Source organism: Streptomyces sp. NPDC059256 (assembly GCF_042753785.1).
Classification (GTDB): Bacteria; Actinomycetota; Actinomycetes; order Streptomycetales; family Streptomycetaceae; genus Streptomyces.
On the sequence record NZ_JBHYZO010000041.1, the window covers coordinates 1 to 13,812 of the forward strand.

General features: G+C 67.9%; 12 protein-coding genes. 5 read left to right on the forward strand and 7 right to left on the reverse strand.

Annotation, left to right across the window (positions count from 1 at the left end):
- Nucleotides 1-407 precede the first annotated feature (407 nt).
- The gene (locus tag ACFXJL_RS34460) at nt 408-815 is read left to right on the forward strand and encodes a YciI family protein (protein ID WP_384644546.1); all 408 of its coding nucleotides are present in this window, start codon (nt 408-410) and stop codon (nt 813-815) included.
- A gap of 8 nt (nt 816-823) precedes the next feature.
- Nucleotides 824-1,990 carry an RNA polymerase sigma factor gene (locus tag ACFXJL_RS34465; RefSeq protein WP_384699395.1) on the forward strand — a complete coding sequence of 389 codons (1,167 nt, stop codon included), beginning with the start codon at nt 824-826 and terminating at the stop codon, nt 1,988-1,990.
- 38 nt (nt 1,991-2,028) lie between these two features.
- Here the strand turns inward: ACFXJL_RS34465 and ACFXJL_RS34470 are convergent, their stop codons facing one another.
- The 6 genes from ACFXJL_RS34470 to ACFXJL_RS34495 form a co-directional block, all read right to left on the reverse strand.
- Nucleotides 2,029-3,561 (reverse strand): type VI secretion protein, encoded by a 1,533-nt coding sequence (locus tag ACFXJL_RS34470; protein WP_384699377.1) that lies wholly within the window; start codon nt 3,559-3,561, stop codon nt 2,029-2,031.
- A 27-nt stretch (nt 3,562-3,588) separates the two neighbouring features.
- A complete protein-coding gene (locus tag ACFXJL_RS34475) occupies nt 3,589-4,998 on the reverse strand; it encodes an ATP-binding protein (protein ID WP_383535617.1) in 1,410 nt (469 codons plus the stop codon).
- Nucleotides 4,999-5,019: 21 nt separating this feature from the next.
- Nucleotides 5,020-6,573: an SCO6880 family protein gene (locus ACFXJL_RS34480; protein WP_384699380.1), complete on the reverse strand. Its 1,554-nt coding sequence runs from the start codon at nt 6,571-6,573 to the stop codon at nt 5,020-5,022.
- Nucleotides 6,570-7,880 carry a hypothetical protein gene (locus ACFXJL_RS34485; RefSeq protein WP_383535515.1) on the reverse strand — a complete coding sequence of 437 codons (1,311 nt, stop codon included), beginning with the start codon at nt 7,878-7,880 and terminating at the stop codon, nt 6,570-6,572. The genes ACFXJL_RS34480 and ACFXJL_RS34485 overlap by 4 nt, the downstream gene beginning before the upstream one ends.
- Nucleotides 7,870-8,724, reverse strand: a complete 855-nt coding sequence (locus ACFXJL_RS34490) for a hypothetical protein (protein ID WP_384699384.1) — start codon at nt 8,722-8,724, stop codon at nt 7,870-7,872. Before ACFXJL_RS34490 ends, ACFXJL_RS34485 begins: the two co-directional genes overlap by 11 nt.
- A 252-nt stretch (nt 8,725-8,976) precedes the next feature.
- On the reverse strand, nt 8,977-9,285 hold the full coding sequence (locus tag ACFXJL_RS34495; RefSeq protein WP_329020846.1) for a hypothetical protein: 309 nt from the start codon (nt 9,283-9,285) through the stop codon (nt 8,977-8,979).
- A gap of 463 nt (nt 9,286-9,748) precedes the next feature.
- On the opposite strand from ACFXJL_RS34495, the gene ACFXJL_RS34500 reads away from it, so the two are divergent.
- From ACFXJL_RS34500 to ACFXJL_RS34510, 3 genes are all read left to right on the forward strand, one after another.
- Nucleotides 9,749-10,561, forward strand: coding sequence for an SAM-dependent methyltransferase (locus ACFXJL_RS34500; protein WP_384699388.1), 813 nt, complete (start codon nt 9,749-9,751; stop codon nt 10,559-10,561).
- A 230-nt stretch (nt 10,562-10,791) separates the two neighbouring features.
- Nucleotides 10,792-11,811, forward strand: a complete 1,020-nt coding sequence (locus ACFXJL_RS34505; RefSeq protein ID WP_329020844.1) for a bifunctional lytic transglycosylase/C40 family peptidase — start codon at nt 10,792-10,794, stop codon at nt 11,809-11,811.
- Between the two features lie 264 nt (nt 11,812-12,075).
- A complete protein-coding gene (locus ACFXJL_RS34510; RefSeq protein WP_358879574.1) occupies nt 12,076-12,858 on the forward strand; it encodes a phosphatase PAP2 family protein in 783 nt (260 codons plus the stop codon).
- 165 nt (nt 12,859-13,023) lie between these two features.
- On the opposite strand, the gene ACFXJL_RS34515 is transcribed toward ACFXJL_RS34510, so the two are convergent.
- Complete coding sequence (locus ACFXJL_RS34515; protein WP_384699392.1) at nt 13,024-13,368, reverse strand: hypothetical protein; 345 nt, start codon at nt 13,366-13,368, stop codon at nt 13,024-13,026.
- Between the last annotated feature and the right edge of the window lie 444 nt (nt 13,369-13,812).

Below are 13,812 nucleotides of genomic sequence, written 5' to 3' on the forward strand. Positions count from 1 at the left end.
GCAGGGGGGACCCTGTGGGAGAGTAGGACGCCGCCGAACAATTATTGTGATGAGGGCCCTGTACCGGCTAGGTACAGGGCCCTTTTCGCATTTCCAGAGATATTTTCCCGTCGGGACTTCGTGTTCATTTCCGAAGTGCCCTGAACGGGAGCAGAAGGAAGGAGCACCAGGCTGTCACTCGTGGCATCTGACGGCCGCGGCAGATCTCGAAGAGTGACTCTGTGTGCTTACCTCGTTGCGTGAAGTGTATCTGGGGCGCATCTACCAGAATGTGGACCAGAAATGCGGGTCAGGAAATCAGAAATGCGGGTCAGAAAAGTCGTCGGTGATGTCGAGAACCCGTGACTGGCTCCGTCCCCGTAGTGAACGCGACCACGATGGGTCGTACAGCATCGAGGAGAAGCACGATGGCCAAGTACCTGCTGCTCAAGCACTACCGTGGCGCCCCGGCTGCCGTCAACGACGTACCGATGGACCAGTGGACACCGCAGGAGATCTCAGCCCATGTGCAGTACATGAACGACTTCGCGGCTCGGCTTGAGAAGTCCGGCGAGTTCATCGACGGTCAGGCGCTCGCCCCCGAGGGCACATTCGTCCGATACGACGGCGAGGGCCGCCCGCCGGTCACTGATGGGCCGTTCGCCGAGACCAAGGACCTCATCGCCGGCTGGATGGTGATCGATGTCGACAGCTATGAGCGCGCCGTTGAACTGGCCGGCGAACTCTCGGCCGCCCCCGGGGCGGGCGGGAAGCCGATCCATGAGTGGCTTGAGCTGCGTCCGTTCCTGTCCGCGCCGCCCACCATCAGCGAATGACGTCTCCGATGAATGAGGCTCTGCTCCGGAGTCTCACCCCGAGCGTGCTCGGAATCCTCGTCCGCCGCGGAGCAGACTTCGCGGCGGCCGAGGACGCAGTGCAGGATGCGCTGATCGAGGCGGTCCGCCACTGGCCGACGGAACCGTCTCCGAGCTCCTCCCACCAGACCCCGGTGCGGGATCCGAAGGGCTGGCTGGTCACCGTTGCCTGGCGCAAGTTCCTGGATGCGACCAGGGCGGACGCTGCCCGTCGTCGGCGCGAGGGGCTTGTGGACGATGAGCCTGCACCCGGGCCAGCCTCCGCCGTGGACGACACTCTCCAGCTCTACTTCCTGTGTGCGCATCCCTCGCTGACACCGTCGTCAGCGGTCGCACTCACCCTGCGCGCCGTGGGCGGGCTGACCACCCGCCAGATCGCTCAGGCGTATCTGGTGCCCGAGGCGACCATGGCGCAGCGCATCAGCCGGGCCAAGCGCACCGTTTCCGACGTACGGTTCGATCAGCCGGGGGATGTGGCGACCGTTCTGCGCGTCCTCTACCTGGTCTACAACGAGGGCTACTCCGGTGATGTCGACCTCGCCGCCGAGGCGATCCGGCTCACCCGACAGCTCACCGCCGCGATCGACCATCCCGAGGTGGCGGGGTTGCTTGCGCTGATGCTGCTGCACCACGCCCGGCGTGCTGCCCGGACCGCACAGGACGGCAGCCTGGTTCCGCTTGCTGAGCAGGACCGCGGTCGGTGGGACACCGAGTCAATCGCGGAGGGCGTTGAGATCCTTCAGACGGCGCTCGCCCGCGATCGACTGGGGGAGTTCCAGGCCCAGGCCGCCATCGCCGCACTGCACGCAGACGCGCTCACCGCCGAGGAGACCGACTGGGTGCAGATCGTTGAGTGGTACGACGAACTGGTGCGGTTGACGGAGAGTCCGGTCGTCCGGCTCAATCGTGCGGTGGCCGTCGGCGAGGCCGACGGGCCGCGGGCCGGACTGGCGGAACTCGCGGTGCTGGACGACACTCTGCCCCGCCATGCGGCAGTGGCCGCGTACCTCCATGAACGCGACGGGGACCCGGTGACAGCGGCACGGCTGTACGCCGAGGCGGCTCGGAAGGCCCCCAACCTTGCCGAGCGCGACCATCTGATGCGTCAGGCGGCCCGACTCAACGCCCAGCTGTGAGACACGCGGCCGAAGCCAACGGGTTCTGGGGACATGCGCTACTGCGGTAGCGGTTCAGGCCAGCGGGCCCGGGCCTGTTCGGCCGAGCGCAGCAGCACCAGAGTGATCATGCCCTGTTCCTCACCGTGTGCCAGGAGCGCTGGGAGACGGGGAACGGGAGCCACGGCCGCGACATCGTCGAGGACGAGGGTCATTGGTGGGTCGAGCCGGCCGGCGGATGACCGTGCGGCCATGCGGCGGCCGTGCTCGACCACGTGTGAGGCCAGAGCGGTGAGCAGTGGCATCGCCCCTGGGGCGGAGCGGGGGTCTTCGATGGGTTCCCCCACCAGGTACAGGGTTCCCCCTTCGTCCAAGAATGATTCCAAGGCGAGCGAATCATTTCGATTTGGTGTGCACGCCTCGCGGATGTGGACCGACGACAGTGCGGAGAGCGCACGGTGCGTCAACTGCTGTGCGATGTCTCGGCGTTCGGGGTGAGCCGTGAGGGCGGATTCCAACAGCCCCGCCTGGCCCGCTGCTGCCTTGGGATGCGTACGGAGGACCCGTACGGCCTCCCGGGTGCCACCGCCCTGGGACCAGCGGAGGACCTGTTTGAACGGACGGCTGTCGATCGCCGCGGCGTGGAGCCAGCAGCGCAGGAGAGTTTCCGCGGTGTCGGCCATGGCCGTGTCGAGCAGGGCGCGTGGACGTACGGGGGCCAGGAGCGCGGTGGCACGTGCCGCGGCGGTGTCGGCGTTGTCGCAACCGGCCAGCGGGGACCAGTGGAGGCGGGCCGGGGTGTCGCAGAGATGCCCCGGGTCGTAGATGTGCACGGGGCCCAACTTGGATCGTGCGTCCTTGGTGTCCGCCCACACGGTGGGGTCGGATGTGATGACGAGTACCGGTCCCGCTGCCTCCAGGACGGCCTGGACCGCGCTGGGGCGCCGGGTGGCGGCGTCTCCGTAGAACAGTCGCGGAGTGCGGGGCACCGGTACGGGTACGGGGACCGGCGGTGCGACGGCGGTGGCCGGTGGGGTCGGTGCTGTGGGTTCCGTGGGTCGTTCCACCGGGTTCGGCGCTGTGGTGGCGTTCTCCGGAGTCGCGGACGTCGGACCGTAGGGGTCCCAGACGCCGAGGGCCGGACCCTGGTCGGGCTCGCTCTCCTGGCCGCCCTTGGTTTGCCGTTCGTGCTCGTCGGGACCTGCTGCCCGGGCCGGTTGCCCATCGCGTCGGGCTGCCGCTCGTACCGACTTCCAACGGGCCAGGGTGCCCACCGCGAAGACCGCCAGGACTCCCAGCACCATCAGTTGGCCGATGAGGATGCCCCAGAACATTCCGTATCCGGAGAGTTCTTTCGCAGGGGTGGCGGGCCAGGCGGCGGCGAGGTCCTGGGGAGCGGAGATCAGGGAACGCAACGCCTGCGGGGTGTTCTTGAAGGTCACTCCGGTCGGCCAGGCGCCGTGCGCGAAGAGCCCGGCCAGCCCGGTCGCCGTCCACGCCATGACCAGTGATCCGAGGAAGAGGCCGAGCAGGCCCACGAGAAGACCGTCGGGGACTCCACCGGTCCGTTGGGGCTGCTCGTGCGTTCTCATCTCACTCCTTCAGCTCGGACACCCCCATCAGGCGACGGTCGACTCGGATGACTCGGTCGCCCCGTTGAGGCGTTGCTGCTCGATGCGGGCGGCGCGTTGCTCCGTCTCCCACTCCGCGGCTGCGAGGTCCTCCGGCAGCGTGGGTCCCGAGGACTCCGTCATGGCCCGGTCGGTGAAGACCAGCGGCCGTTCCGCCTCGGTGATCAGGTGCTTGACGACCTGCACATTGCCGTTCACGTCCCAGACGGCGATGCCCGGTGTGAGGGTGGGAATGATCTCCACCGCCCAGCGCGGCAGACCGAGGACCCGGCCGGTGGCTCGGGCTTCGTCCGCCTTCTGCGCGTAGATGGTTCGGGTGGACGCCATCTTGAGGATCGCTGCCGCTTCTCTGGCCGCCGCTCCGTCGACGACGTCCGAGAGGTGGTGGACGACGGCGACGAACGAGAGGCCGAGCCGACGGCCGAACTTCAGCAGGCGCTGGAAGAGTTGGGCCACGAACGGCGAATTGATGATGTGCCATGCCTCTTCGACCAGGAAGATGCGCTTCTTCCGGTCGGGGCGGATCCAGGTGTGCTCCAGCCACACGCCGACGATCGCCATCAGGATCGGCATGGCGATGGAGTTGCGGTCGATGTGGGAGAGGTCGAAGACGATCAGCGGCGCGTCGAGGTCGATGCCCACGGATGTGGGGCCGTCGAACATGCCCCTGAGGTCACCGTCGACGAGCCGGTCGAGTACCAGGGCGACATCGAGACCCCAGGCGCGTACGTCGTCTATGTCGACGTTCATCGCCTCCGCCGACTCCGCTTCCGGGTGGCGCAGCTGCTCGACGATGTCGGTGAGGACCGGCTGGCGGTTGGTGATGGTCTCGTTGACGAAGGCGTGGGCGACCTTGAGGGCGAAGCCGGAGCGTTCGTCGAGACCGTGGCCCATGGCGACCTCGATGATCGTGCGCAGCAGGGCGAGCTGCCCCGTTGAGGCGATCGCAGGGTCCAGCGGGTTCAGTCGGATGCCGTCGTCCATGGCGGTCATCGGGTCGAGCCGGATGGGGGTTATTCCCAGCTCCTGCGCGATGAGGTTCCATTCCCCGACGCCGTCTTCGCCCTGTGCGTCGAGCACGACGACCTGGCGGTCCCGGAACCGCAGTTGCCGTAGGACGTACGTCTTCTCCAGCGCCGACTTTCCGTTGCCGGATTCGCCGAGCACGAGCCAGTGCGGGGCGGGTAGCTGCTGACCGTACAGCTGGAACGGGTCGTAGATGTAGCCCTTTCCGCTGTAGACCTCGCGGCCGATGATGACGCCCGAGTCGCCGAGGCCGGGGGCCGCGGTCGGGAGGTAGACGGCCTGGGCCTGTCCGGTGGAGGTGCGGACGGGCATCCGGGTCGTTTCCACCTTCCCGAAGACGAAGGAGGTGAACGCCTCGGTGAGGACGGTCATCGGATCTCGCACAGGGGCCCCTTAACGCCGGATGCCGGTCGCGAACGGCAAGGTGTTCACAAAGGCCCGGTGGTGCTCGCGGTCGCACCACTCCAGCTTGAGGTACGACTTGCCGGCTGAGGCCCTGATCGTCCGCTTGTCCCTGGCCAGGGCCTCGGGCGAACGGGACGACACAGTGATGTACCCGACCAGGTTGACGCCCGCCGCACCGCTGGCGAGATCTTCACCCCGCTGGTCGAGTCGACCGTGGGCTGCGATGTCCCGTGGGTCGACCGTGCGGTTCATCTTGGCGGCGCGGCTGGCGTCGGCCTCGTCGTTGGTCTTCTCGGTGAGCATCCGTTCGATGGCGACTTCGGTCGGTTCGAGGTCCATGGTGACCGCGACCGTACGGATCACATCAGGGGTGTGGACGAGCAGCGGCGCGAGGAAGTTCACGCCGACCGGCGTCATCGGCCATTCCTTCACCCAGGCGGTGGAGTGGCACCAGGGCGCGCGGGTGGAGGACTCGCGGGTCTTGGCCTGGAGGTAGGTGGGCTGCATGGCGTCGAGTTCCGCGGGCCAGGCGTTGCGCTTGGTCATGGCCTGGATGTGGTCGATGGGGTGGTCGGGGTCGTACATGGAGTGCACGAGGGAGGCCAGTCGGCTCTGGCCGAGCGGTTGGCGGACGCGGATGTCGGCTTCGGCGAGCCGGGCGCAGATGTCGGTGAGTTCGCGGGCCATGACGACGGCGAGTCCGGCGTCCTTGTCCAGCTTGCGGGACTTGGTGGCCGCGCGGGCGGCACGGGCCATGGCCTGGGCTTCGGCGGCGAGGTCGCGGGTGTAGTGCATGCAGGCGACCAGGTACGCGCGGTGCTGTTCGCTCGATGTGGAGACCATCGACTGGAGCTGGTCGTAGGAGTCGCGCAGCCAGACCGGCGAGTGGATGTCGCCGCGCTGGGCGACGTCCTTGGCGTGGGCGTCCGGATCGGCGGGCAACGTACGGGCGAGCATCTGGATGCGGGTGACGAATCCGTCGCCGTTGGCGACGTGCTTCAGCAGGGTGCCGAAGCGGTCGACGAGCGCCTCCTGGTCCTCGCTGTCGCGCAGACCGACTCCGGGGCCCTCGATCTCGATGGCGGCGGTGACGGTGCGTCGGTCGGCGTGGAGGAGGACGGCGATCTCGTCGGGGCCGAAGGGCGCGGCGAGCCAGTTGATCCTGCCGATGCCCGGCGGCGGCCCGACTTCGACCTCACGTCCGTCGAGTCGGGTGCCCGCTTCGGCGGCGGCGGAGCGGTAGACGGTGTTGGCCCGGACGGTGCGCTTGAAGCTGCGGTTGATCTCGAACCACTTGTAGAACGTCCGGTGCTTGTAGGGCACATAGACCGCGGCCAGCGCGATCATCGGGAAGCCCATCAGCAGCACGATCCGCAGGGTGAGGAGGGGGACCAGCAGCCCGCTCATCATGCCGAGGAACGCGCCGGCGATGATCAGGGCGATCTCGCCGGTCTCGCGGTTCTTGCCGATGATCGCGTTCGGCCGGGCCCGGCCGATGAGATACGTACGGCGGGGCGTGATGGGGTGGGCCTGGGTGCTCAACGCCCTGCACCTCCTGTGCTGTTGCGGTTGCCGTGCGGGGAGCCGGTGCCGGGGGGTGCGCTACGGGGCGGCGGTGCGGCTCCGCCGGAACCTCCGGTGGGGCGGCTGCTGTGGGCGGCCATGCCCCCGCCGACGGCGTTCGCGGGACGGGCTGCGCTGCTGCTGTTGCTTTCGCTGCCGGGGTTGCCGCGGGCGCTATGGGTCTTGATGCCCTGTGACACGAGGGCGGCGGGGGAGCTGATGACGGCGGCGGCCCGGTTCTCGACACCGCCTTGGAGGCGGTTGTTCCGGGAGGCCGCGATCTCGTCGCCGAAGCCGGGGACGAACCGGTAGATCATCGCGGAGGCGACGATGGCCAGGATGATGATGGCGAGTCCGGAGACCACGGCGGAGAAGGAGTCGGGTCCGTCGTCGGCGGACAGCGCGCCCGCCAGTCCCAGGACGATCACGATGACCGGTTTGACCAGGATGATCGCGATCATGATGCCCACCCAGCGGCGGGCGTTGCCCCACATGTTCTTGTCGACGAGCCCTGAGTAGACGACGACGCCGAGGAGGGCGCCGACGTACAGCAGGATCGCGCGGATGAAGAGCTCCAGGTACAGGACTCCCGCGGCGACGATGGTGACCAGGGAGACCACGATGAGCATGATCGGGCCGCCGCCGATGCCCTCGCCCTTCTTCAGGGCCTCGGAGAAGGTCCCGAAGAACACGTCCGTGTCCCTGCTGGTGCCGCCCGCGATGACGTCGGTGACCCCGTCGGTGGCCGAGACCAAGGTGTAGAGGATCAGTGGGGTGAACGCTGAGGCGAGGACGGTCAGCCAGAGGAATCCGATGGCCTCGGAGACTGCGGTCATCAGCGGAACGCCGCGGATGGCGCGCTTGGCCACGGCGAGCAGCCAGAGGATGAGCGTGAGGATCGTGGCGGCGGCGAAGACGATCGCGTACTGGGAGAGGAACGTGGTGTTGGTGAAGTCGACGGTCGCGGTGGACTTCACGGCCTTGGAGAGGGTCTCCACGGTCCACGAGGCGGCGTCGGCGCAGCCGCGGGCGAGGGCGCCGAGGGGGTCGGCGGCGTTGGCGGGGTCGTCGAGGGGACTGCTCCGACGGGCTCCACCCGGTTCGCCGCTGTCACAGAAGTCGCGGGCCGGACCGCGCACCAGCTCACAGGAGTCGCTGCTCTTGCTCGGGCTGGGCGACGGGCTCGGCGTCGGCGCGGCGGTTGCTCGGGAGGCAAGGAGGACCACCGCGGTCTGGATTCCGGCGAACGCGGTGGCGACGGAGAGAGTGCGGCGACTAGCGTGCATAGGTGAACCCTCCGAACTGTTCGACGGCATCCGCCATCTCCTTGGCGCCGGAAGCGGTCTGATCGCGGCCGACGGGAACCGGGCCGTCCTTCTGCGTGAAGTCGGCGACCTTCCAGTCACCGTTGACCCACTTCAGTTCGAACGTGTTCGTGTACCAGCTCTGGGTGACCGGAGTCTTGGAGGATTCGCCGGCTAGCCCGAACAGTTCGGAGTACCAGACGGAGACCTTCGCGGTGTTGGCGCTGAAGTTCTCCACCTTGGAGCCCATGGGGTTGGTGCGGGTGACGAAGGTCATTCCCTCAGGCGCTGATCCGTCCGGCTTCAACCCGATGCCGCTGAGGAACTTCTCGTCCGAATACACCTTGTCGAGATCGCCTCTGCGCGCTTCGGCGACCTCGGGTGCGTACACGGTGTTCACGATGTCGACGCGGCTGGTTTGGGAATACATCCCGTCAGACCCCAGTGCCACCGCGTAGTTCGCCGCCGCGCTCTGGGCGCCCTGTTCGTCGCGTGCGTAGCCGGTGGGGATGTTCGCGGTCTTGCCCTTGACGGGGTCCACGCCCGTGGCCGACGTCGGCTGGGCGTCGGCGCCCTTCGGTGAGCTGTCGGGTTCATCGCTGTCGTCGCCCCGGTTGACGAAGGCGATGGCGGCGATGAGGAGCACCACGATCCCGATCACGGTGATCAGTGAGCGGGAGCTGTGGGCGGGGCGGCGGGCCGCTCCGTACTCGTCGGTGTCGCCGGCGCCCGGCAGCCGGGTGCGGGTCTGGCCCGTACCCCCGAAGTCGTCGTCGGTACGGCTGCCGGGGTCGCCGCGGTATCCGTGTTCGTCCCCGTGGCTCATCGTGTGCCCGTCCCCTCGCTCCGCTGCGGGAGACGTCCTCCCCCAACCGTGTGCAGATCCGCGGAGACCGACTCCGTGCCGCACTGCCTGTCGTAATCCGAGTCGTACTCCGTGTCGTACGACGACGGTAGTCGCGCTGGGTTCCGCGTGGGCGCGGTGTGGTGACTCGACATCAGGGAGACGCAACCTCTGAGGAGAGGGGAGGAATGGGTGCGGGGCGTGGACGAATGAGGTCGGGGCGGACGGGGCGGGTCAGACGGCCATCCCGTACACGATGGTGAAGACGGTCCCCAGTGATCCGATGATGAAGACGCCGGTCAGACCGGCGACGATCAGGCCCTTGCCCTGCTCGGCGCTGAAGGTGTCGCGGAGCGCGGTCGCGCCGATGCGCTGCTTTGCCGCGCCCCAGATCGCGATGCCCAGGCAGAGCAAGATGGCCACGGCCATCACTACCTCGATCATCACCCGGGCTTCTTGGCCCAGGTCGCCGAAAGGCCCCCAATTTGGAGCGATTCCGCCGATGATGGTGTTGATGTCGCCCTTTTCGGCTGCCAGGATCATGTGTAAGTCACCGCCCCTGTCGGGTTGTTAGCCGCCCGTGCCCCTCGGCATGGGTCATCGCTCTATCTTCGCTGATGAAACCGTCCGCGTATGCCGACTTGGCTGGTCTCTTTACCCGATCTCCGCACGTATGACCGATCCCACCAGCCCTGACCTGCGGAGAGGTGGACCAATCCGCTGCGAGGAGCCCGTACCGTCACTCTGTGTATCACGGAGAGTGACTCCGGGCAATGACTGTCGTTGTTCCACCTTTGGGGCGTTCCTCACGTTTCCGGCGCGCGCTGTCCGCTTTGAGGCCGACTGCGTCACGTCTGTCCCGGTGGTGCGGTGGCGGATGCGGATGGGGTCCCCGGACTGCGTCGGGGTGCGGGAGTGAGGCGGGAGTGCCGTCCTCCAGGGCCCCGGTTCTCGGTGCGGCCCCTGCTTTCCGCAACGCCTGTCTGAGAGTGGCGACTTGGATACGGTGAGTGCTGTGACGGAATATCAGGACAGCCTCGTCCGGATCGACACCACACGGCCCCACACCGCCCGGATCTGGAACTACTGGTTGGGCGGCAAGGACCACTACCCCGTCGATCGTGAGGCGGGCGATCGCATCCGATCGATCCATCCCGGTATCGGGGAGTACGCCCTCGCCGACCGGCTCTTCCTCGGGCGGTCCGTGAACCATCTGGTCACGACGGCAGGGGTGCGCCAGTTCCTCGACATCGGGACGGGACTGCCCAGCGGCGACAACACCCATGAGGTCGCGCAGCGGGTGGCGCCCGAGTCGCGGATCGTCTACGTGGACAACGACCCCCTGGTCCTCACCCATGCCCGTGCGCTGCTCAAGAGCGCCAGGGAGGGCCGTACCGACTACCTCGATGCCGATCTACGCGATACGGACCTGATCCTGGAGCGCGCGGCCAAGACGCTCGACCTGTCCCGGCCGGTCGCGCTGATGCTGCTGGGCGTCGTCATCTTCGTCGAGGACCACGAGGAGACGTACGACCTCGTACAGCGACTGATGTCCGCGCTGGCGCCCGGCAGTCATCTCGTGCTGTCGCACACGATCACCAGTGCTTCGATGCCCGAGGTCGATGCCGCGGTCGCCTTCTGGAACGAGCACGGGACACCCCGACTCACCCAGCGCACCCCGACCCAGATCGAGCGGTACTTCGACGGTCTGGAACTGCTCGAACCCGGCGTGGTCCCGTGTTCGCGGTGGCGCCCCGGCCCTGGCGACGAGGGGGCGGCCGAGGTGGCCATGTACGCGGGGGTGGGGCGCAAGCCGTGAAGGGACGGGTGGGGTGTGAGATGCGCGAAGACGCCGGACCGTTCGGGGAAGGGCTCATGTCGTGAAGGGGTGGGTGGGGCCCTCGGGTGAGGGGTGACGTCCGGCTGCCACCGGCCGGGATCCGGCCGCCCAACACCCCCGTACCGCCCTCCTGGGCCATCTCCTGAAATGACCCTGCGCCGCCTACACTGGCGCAGGGCGTACTCCCATGGGGTGAAGGGTGGTTGACGGTGCGTAAGGCGTGGCTGATCGCGGGAATGTCCGTCGGGGCCTGCCTTCTGTTCATCGCCCTGCTGGTCGTGGGCACCTTCTCCGCCGCCTCGGGACTCTTCGGGGGCGGCGTCAACGGCAAGTCAGGAGCCGTGGGGCTGGCCAAGGGCGCCGTGCCCGCCCGCTACCAGGCGCTGGTGCAGACGTGGGGCAACCTCTGCCCCGCGATCAACCCCGCGCTCCTCGCCGCCCAGCTGTACCAGGAGAGCGGTTGGAACCCCCGGGCGCAGAGCCACGCAGCCGCCCAGGGCATCGCCCAGTTCATCCCCGGCACATGGGCCGCGCACGGAGTTGACGGCGACAAGGACGGCGACCGCGATGTGTGGGACCCGGCCGACGCCATTCCGTCCGCAGCCACCTACGACTGCAAACTGGCCGGATATGTGAAGAAGGCCGGCGGCGATCCCACCAACAACATGCTCGCCGCCTACAACGCCGGTGCCTACGCGGTGATCCGGTACGGCGGTGTTCCCCCGTACAAGGAAACCCAGAACTACGTGAAGGTCATCCGTACGTTGGAGAAGAGCTTCGCCCGGCCCATCGGGCGGGTGGACCCTTCCCGGCAGGCCGCGGGAGCCATCGACTTCGCGCAGCGGCAGTTGGGCACCAAGTACCTCTGGGGCGGCAACGGCACACCGGAGCAGGACGGGCGGTTCGACTGTTCCGGGCTGACTCAGGCCGCTTTCAAAACGGTTGGCATCGATCTCCCCCGCGTCGCCAACGACCAGTACAACGCGGGCCCGCACCCTTCACGTGGTGAACTGCTCCCCGGTGACCTGGTCTTCTTCTCCGACGACCTCACCAACTCACGGGCGATCCGGCATGTGGGTCTGTACGTCGGCGGCGGCTACATGATCAACGCGCCGCGTCCGGGCGCCGTGATTCGTTTCGACAAAATCGACACCCCAGACTATTTTGGCGCGACCCGGGTTACCGAGGACGGCGCGAATTCGCTTCCCACGCACCCTCCGACGGCCTGACAGGGCTGTCGCGTGGCCGGAACTCTCCGTTAAGCCAAGGCGCTGAGCTGCGGCGATGTATTTCTCTTCGGTAACGTCATGGTGATCGTTCGGTGGAGTGTGGAACCTCTGCGGGGAACAGGCCGTTCCCTGGACTGAGCAGCCGCACTGACCATGCAGCAGTCACATGACACTGATCACGGGGGTGGCAGAAAGCGGTGCACCACTGTGTGCCGCGGCGGACACAGGGCACTACAGGGCAACAGAAGGCAGGGGCCGCAGCAGATGGCTGGACTCGCATCGGGGATTCCCCTGGCGGAGCCAAGGACGGGACTTCCCACCGCGGAGACGAGTACCCACCTCGCGGAGTCGGGCGGTGGGGCCAGTCCCGACGTCGCCCTGCTCTACGACATCAACGACCTCTCCAAGGCCGCACCCCCCTGGTTCGATCGCATCATGGGATTCGTCGGCGAGTACGGGATCATGTTCGGCCTGGTCGTCGTCGGTCTGCTCAGCTGGTGGGCGATGCGCCGCCGCGGTACCGCGGAGGACTCGATCACCGGCTTCGCAGCCCTTGCCTGGGCGCCGCTCGCTGCCGCGTTGGCGATCGTTGTCAACATCCCCATCCGGGGGTTCGTCGAGCGGCCAAGACCCTTCGTTGACCACAAGGACCTGGAAGTTCTCGTCCTGGGCAAGACGGACTACTCGTTCGTCAGCGACCACTCGACCATGGCCATGGCGATCGCCGTCGGGATCTTCCTCGCCCACCGTTCGCTGGGGTACGCCGCGCTGGGGCTCGCGCTGGCTGAAGGCTTCCTGCGCGTCTACATGGGTGTGCACTACCCCACGGACGTGATCGGCGGCTTCGCCCTCGGTACGGCGATCACGCTGCTGCTGGCGCCCCTCGCGATGGCGCTGCTGACCCCGTTGGTCGGTGCGATCGCCGCATCCAGAGCCGGCTGGCTCGTCCGCTCGCCGCTCCTCGACCGGGACGGCGGACGGGCCGAGCCGCTCGGCATCCCGGAGCCCCGGGCCGAGGGCACCGGAGAGAAGGATCTGGCCGCCTAGGTCTGCGGCCCCTGATCGGTGACGGTCATCGCGATGTGCCCCACGGGCTCATGCGATGGCCGTTCGTCGTAGGTGGGTTCTTTCTTTGTTCCTGCGCGCAGTACGGAACGGCCCCGCGGTACCGGGACGGGCAGCACGAGGGCGGTGGGGTCGTACGGGGAGTTCCTAGCGGCGGCCGTTGCGGCTGCGGCGTTGGTGGCGGCGGACGATCATCACGGTCGCAGCCCCGGCCACCACTCCCGTACCCATGACGGAGAGCGACGACTCGATGGGGCCGTCCGGCTTCGATGCACTGGGTGGGGCGGTATTGGCCTGCTCGGCCGGTCCCTGCTCGGCCGCTTCCCGTTCGGCTGGGGCGGGCCGGCTGTTCTGCGGCCCGGCCAGGCCGCTCGGAGGGCCGCCACCGGGCGGGGGAGAGGTGGCGGTGCCGCACAGGGGCAGGGCGACGGCGAGAGCGGTGGTCGCGGTGACGGCGGCTATTCGTCCACCGCGGCTGAGGGAAGCCTTCATGCTGGGACGTCCTTGCTGGCTGGTGTCGACTGGCGGTCGGCTCGGTGGGCGGTTGGCTCGGAGATCGGCATCGGCGGTACAGGGCCGTACGACGGGCGCACTGGCTGTCGCTGGTTGAGCGGAAGTTCCGTTCGGCGCGGGTGGCTGGAGGGCGTTGGAGCAACGCGGAGCCGTCACAGGGCGCGGGGCCGCTGGACTCGTCATCGCGGTGGATGCTCCGGAACCCTTCAGGACGCCGGAAAGGACCTTCTAGGACCAGGGCACCCCGCGCCGGCCCTCATGGCCATTCAGCTGCCGCCGTTCGGGGTAGTGACGTCGGTTCCGGTGAAGGGCGCGGGTCAGGCGCTTGCTAAAGGGTGTTGCAGAAGGTCCGTTTCGGGCAGGCCGGAGTGGTGCTTGGCCTGCTGTTTCACCGTGTCATGGCGAGGTTGTGCATGGCGGCGA

Excerpts from the sequence above, each read along its gene's own strand:
- ACFXJL_RS34510 (WP_358879574.1), top strand. The coding sequence starts at position 12,076 with ATGGCTGGACTCGCATCGGGGATTCCCCTGGCGGAGCCAAGGACGGGA.
- ACFXJL_RS34485 (WP_383535515.1), bottom strand. The coding sequence starts at position 7,880 with ATGCACGCTAGTCGCCGCACTCTCTCCGTCGCCACCGCGTTCGCCGGA.
- ACFXJL_RS34475 (WP_383535617.1), bottom strand. The coding sequence starts at position 4,998 with ATGACCGTCCTCACCGAGGCGTTCACCTCCTTCGTCTTCGGGAAGGTG.
- ACFXJL_RS34490 (WP_384699384.1), bottom strand. The coding sequence starts at position 8,724 with ATGAGCCACGGGGACGAACACGGATACCGCGGCGACCCCGGCAGCCGT.
- ACFXJL_RS34465 (WP_384699395.1), top strand. The coding sequence starts at position 824 with ATGAATGAGGCTCTGCTCCGGAGTCTCACCCCGAGCGTGCTCGGAATC.
- ACFXJL_RS34470 (WP_384699377.1), bottom strand. The coding sequence starts at position 3,561 with ATGAGAACGCACGAGCAGCCCCAACGGACCGGTGGAGTCCCCGACGGT.
- ACFXJL_RS34515 (WP_384699392.1), bottom strand. The coding sequence starts at position 13,368 with ATGAAGGCTTCCCTCAGCCGCGGTGGACGAATAGCCGCCGTCACCGCG.
- ACFXJL_RS34460 (WP_384644546.1), top strand. The coding sequence starts at position 408 with ATGGCCAAGTACCTGCTGCTCAAGCACTACCGTGGCGCCCCGGCTGCC.
- ACFXJL_RS34495 (WP_329020846.1), bottom strand. The coding sequence starts at position 9,285 with ATGATCCTGGCAGCCGAAAAGGGCGACATCAACACCATCATCGGCGGA.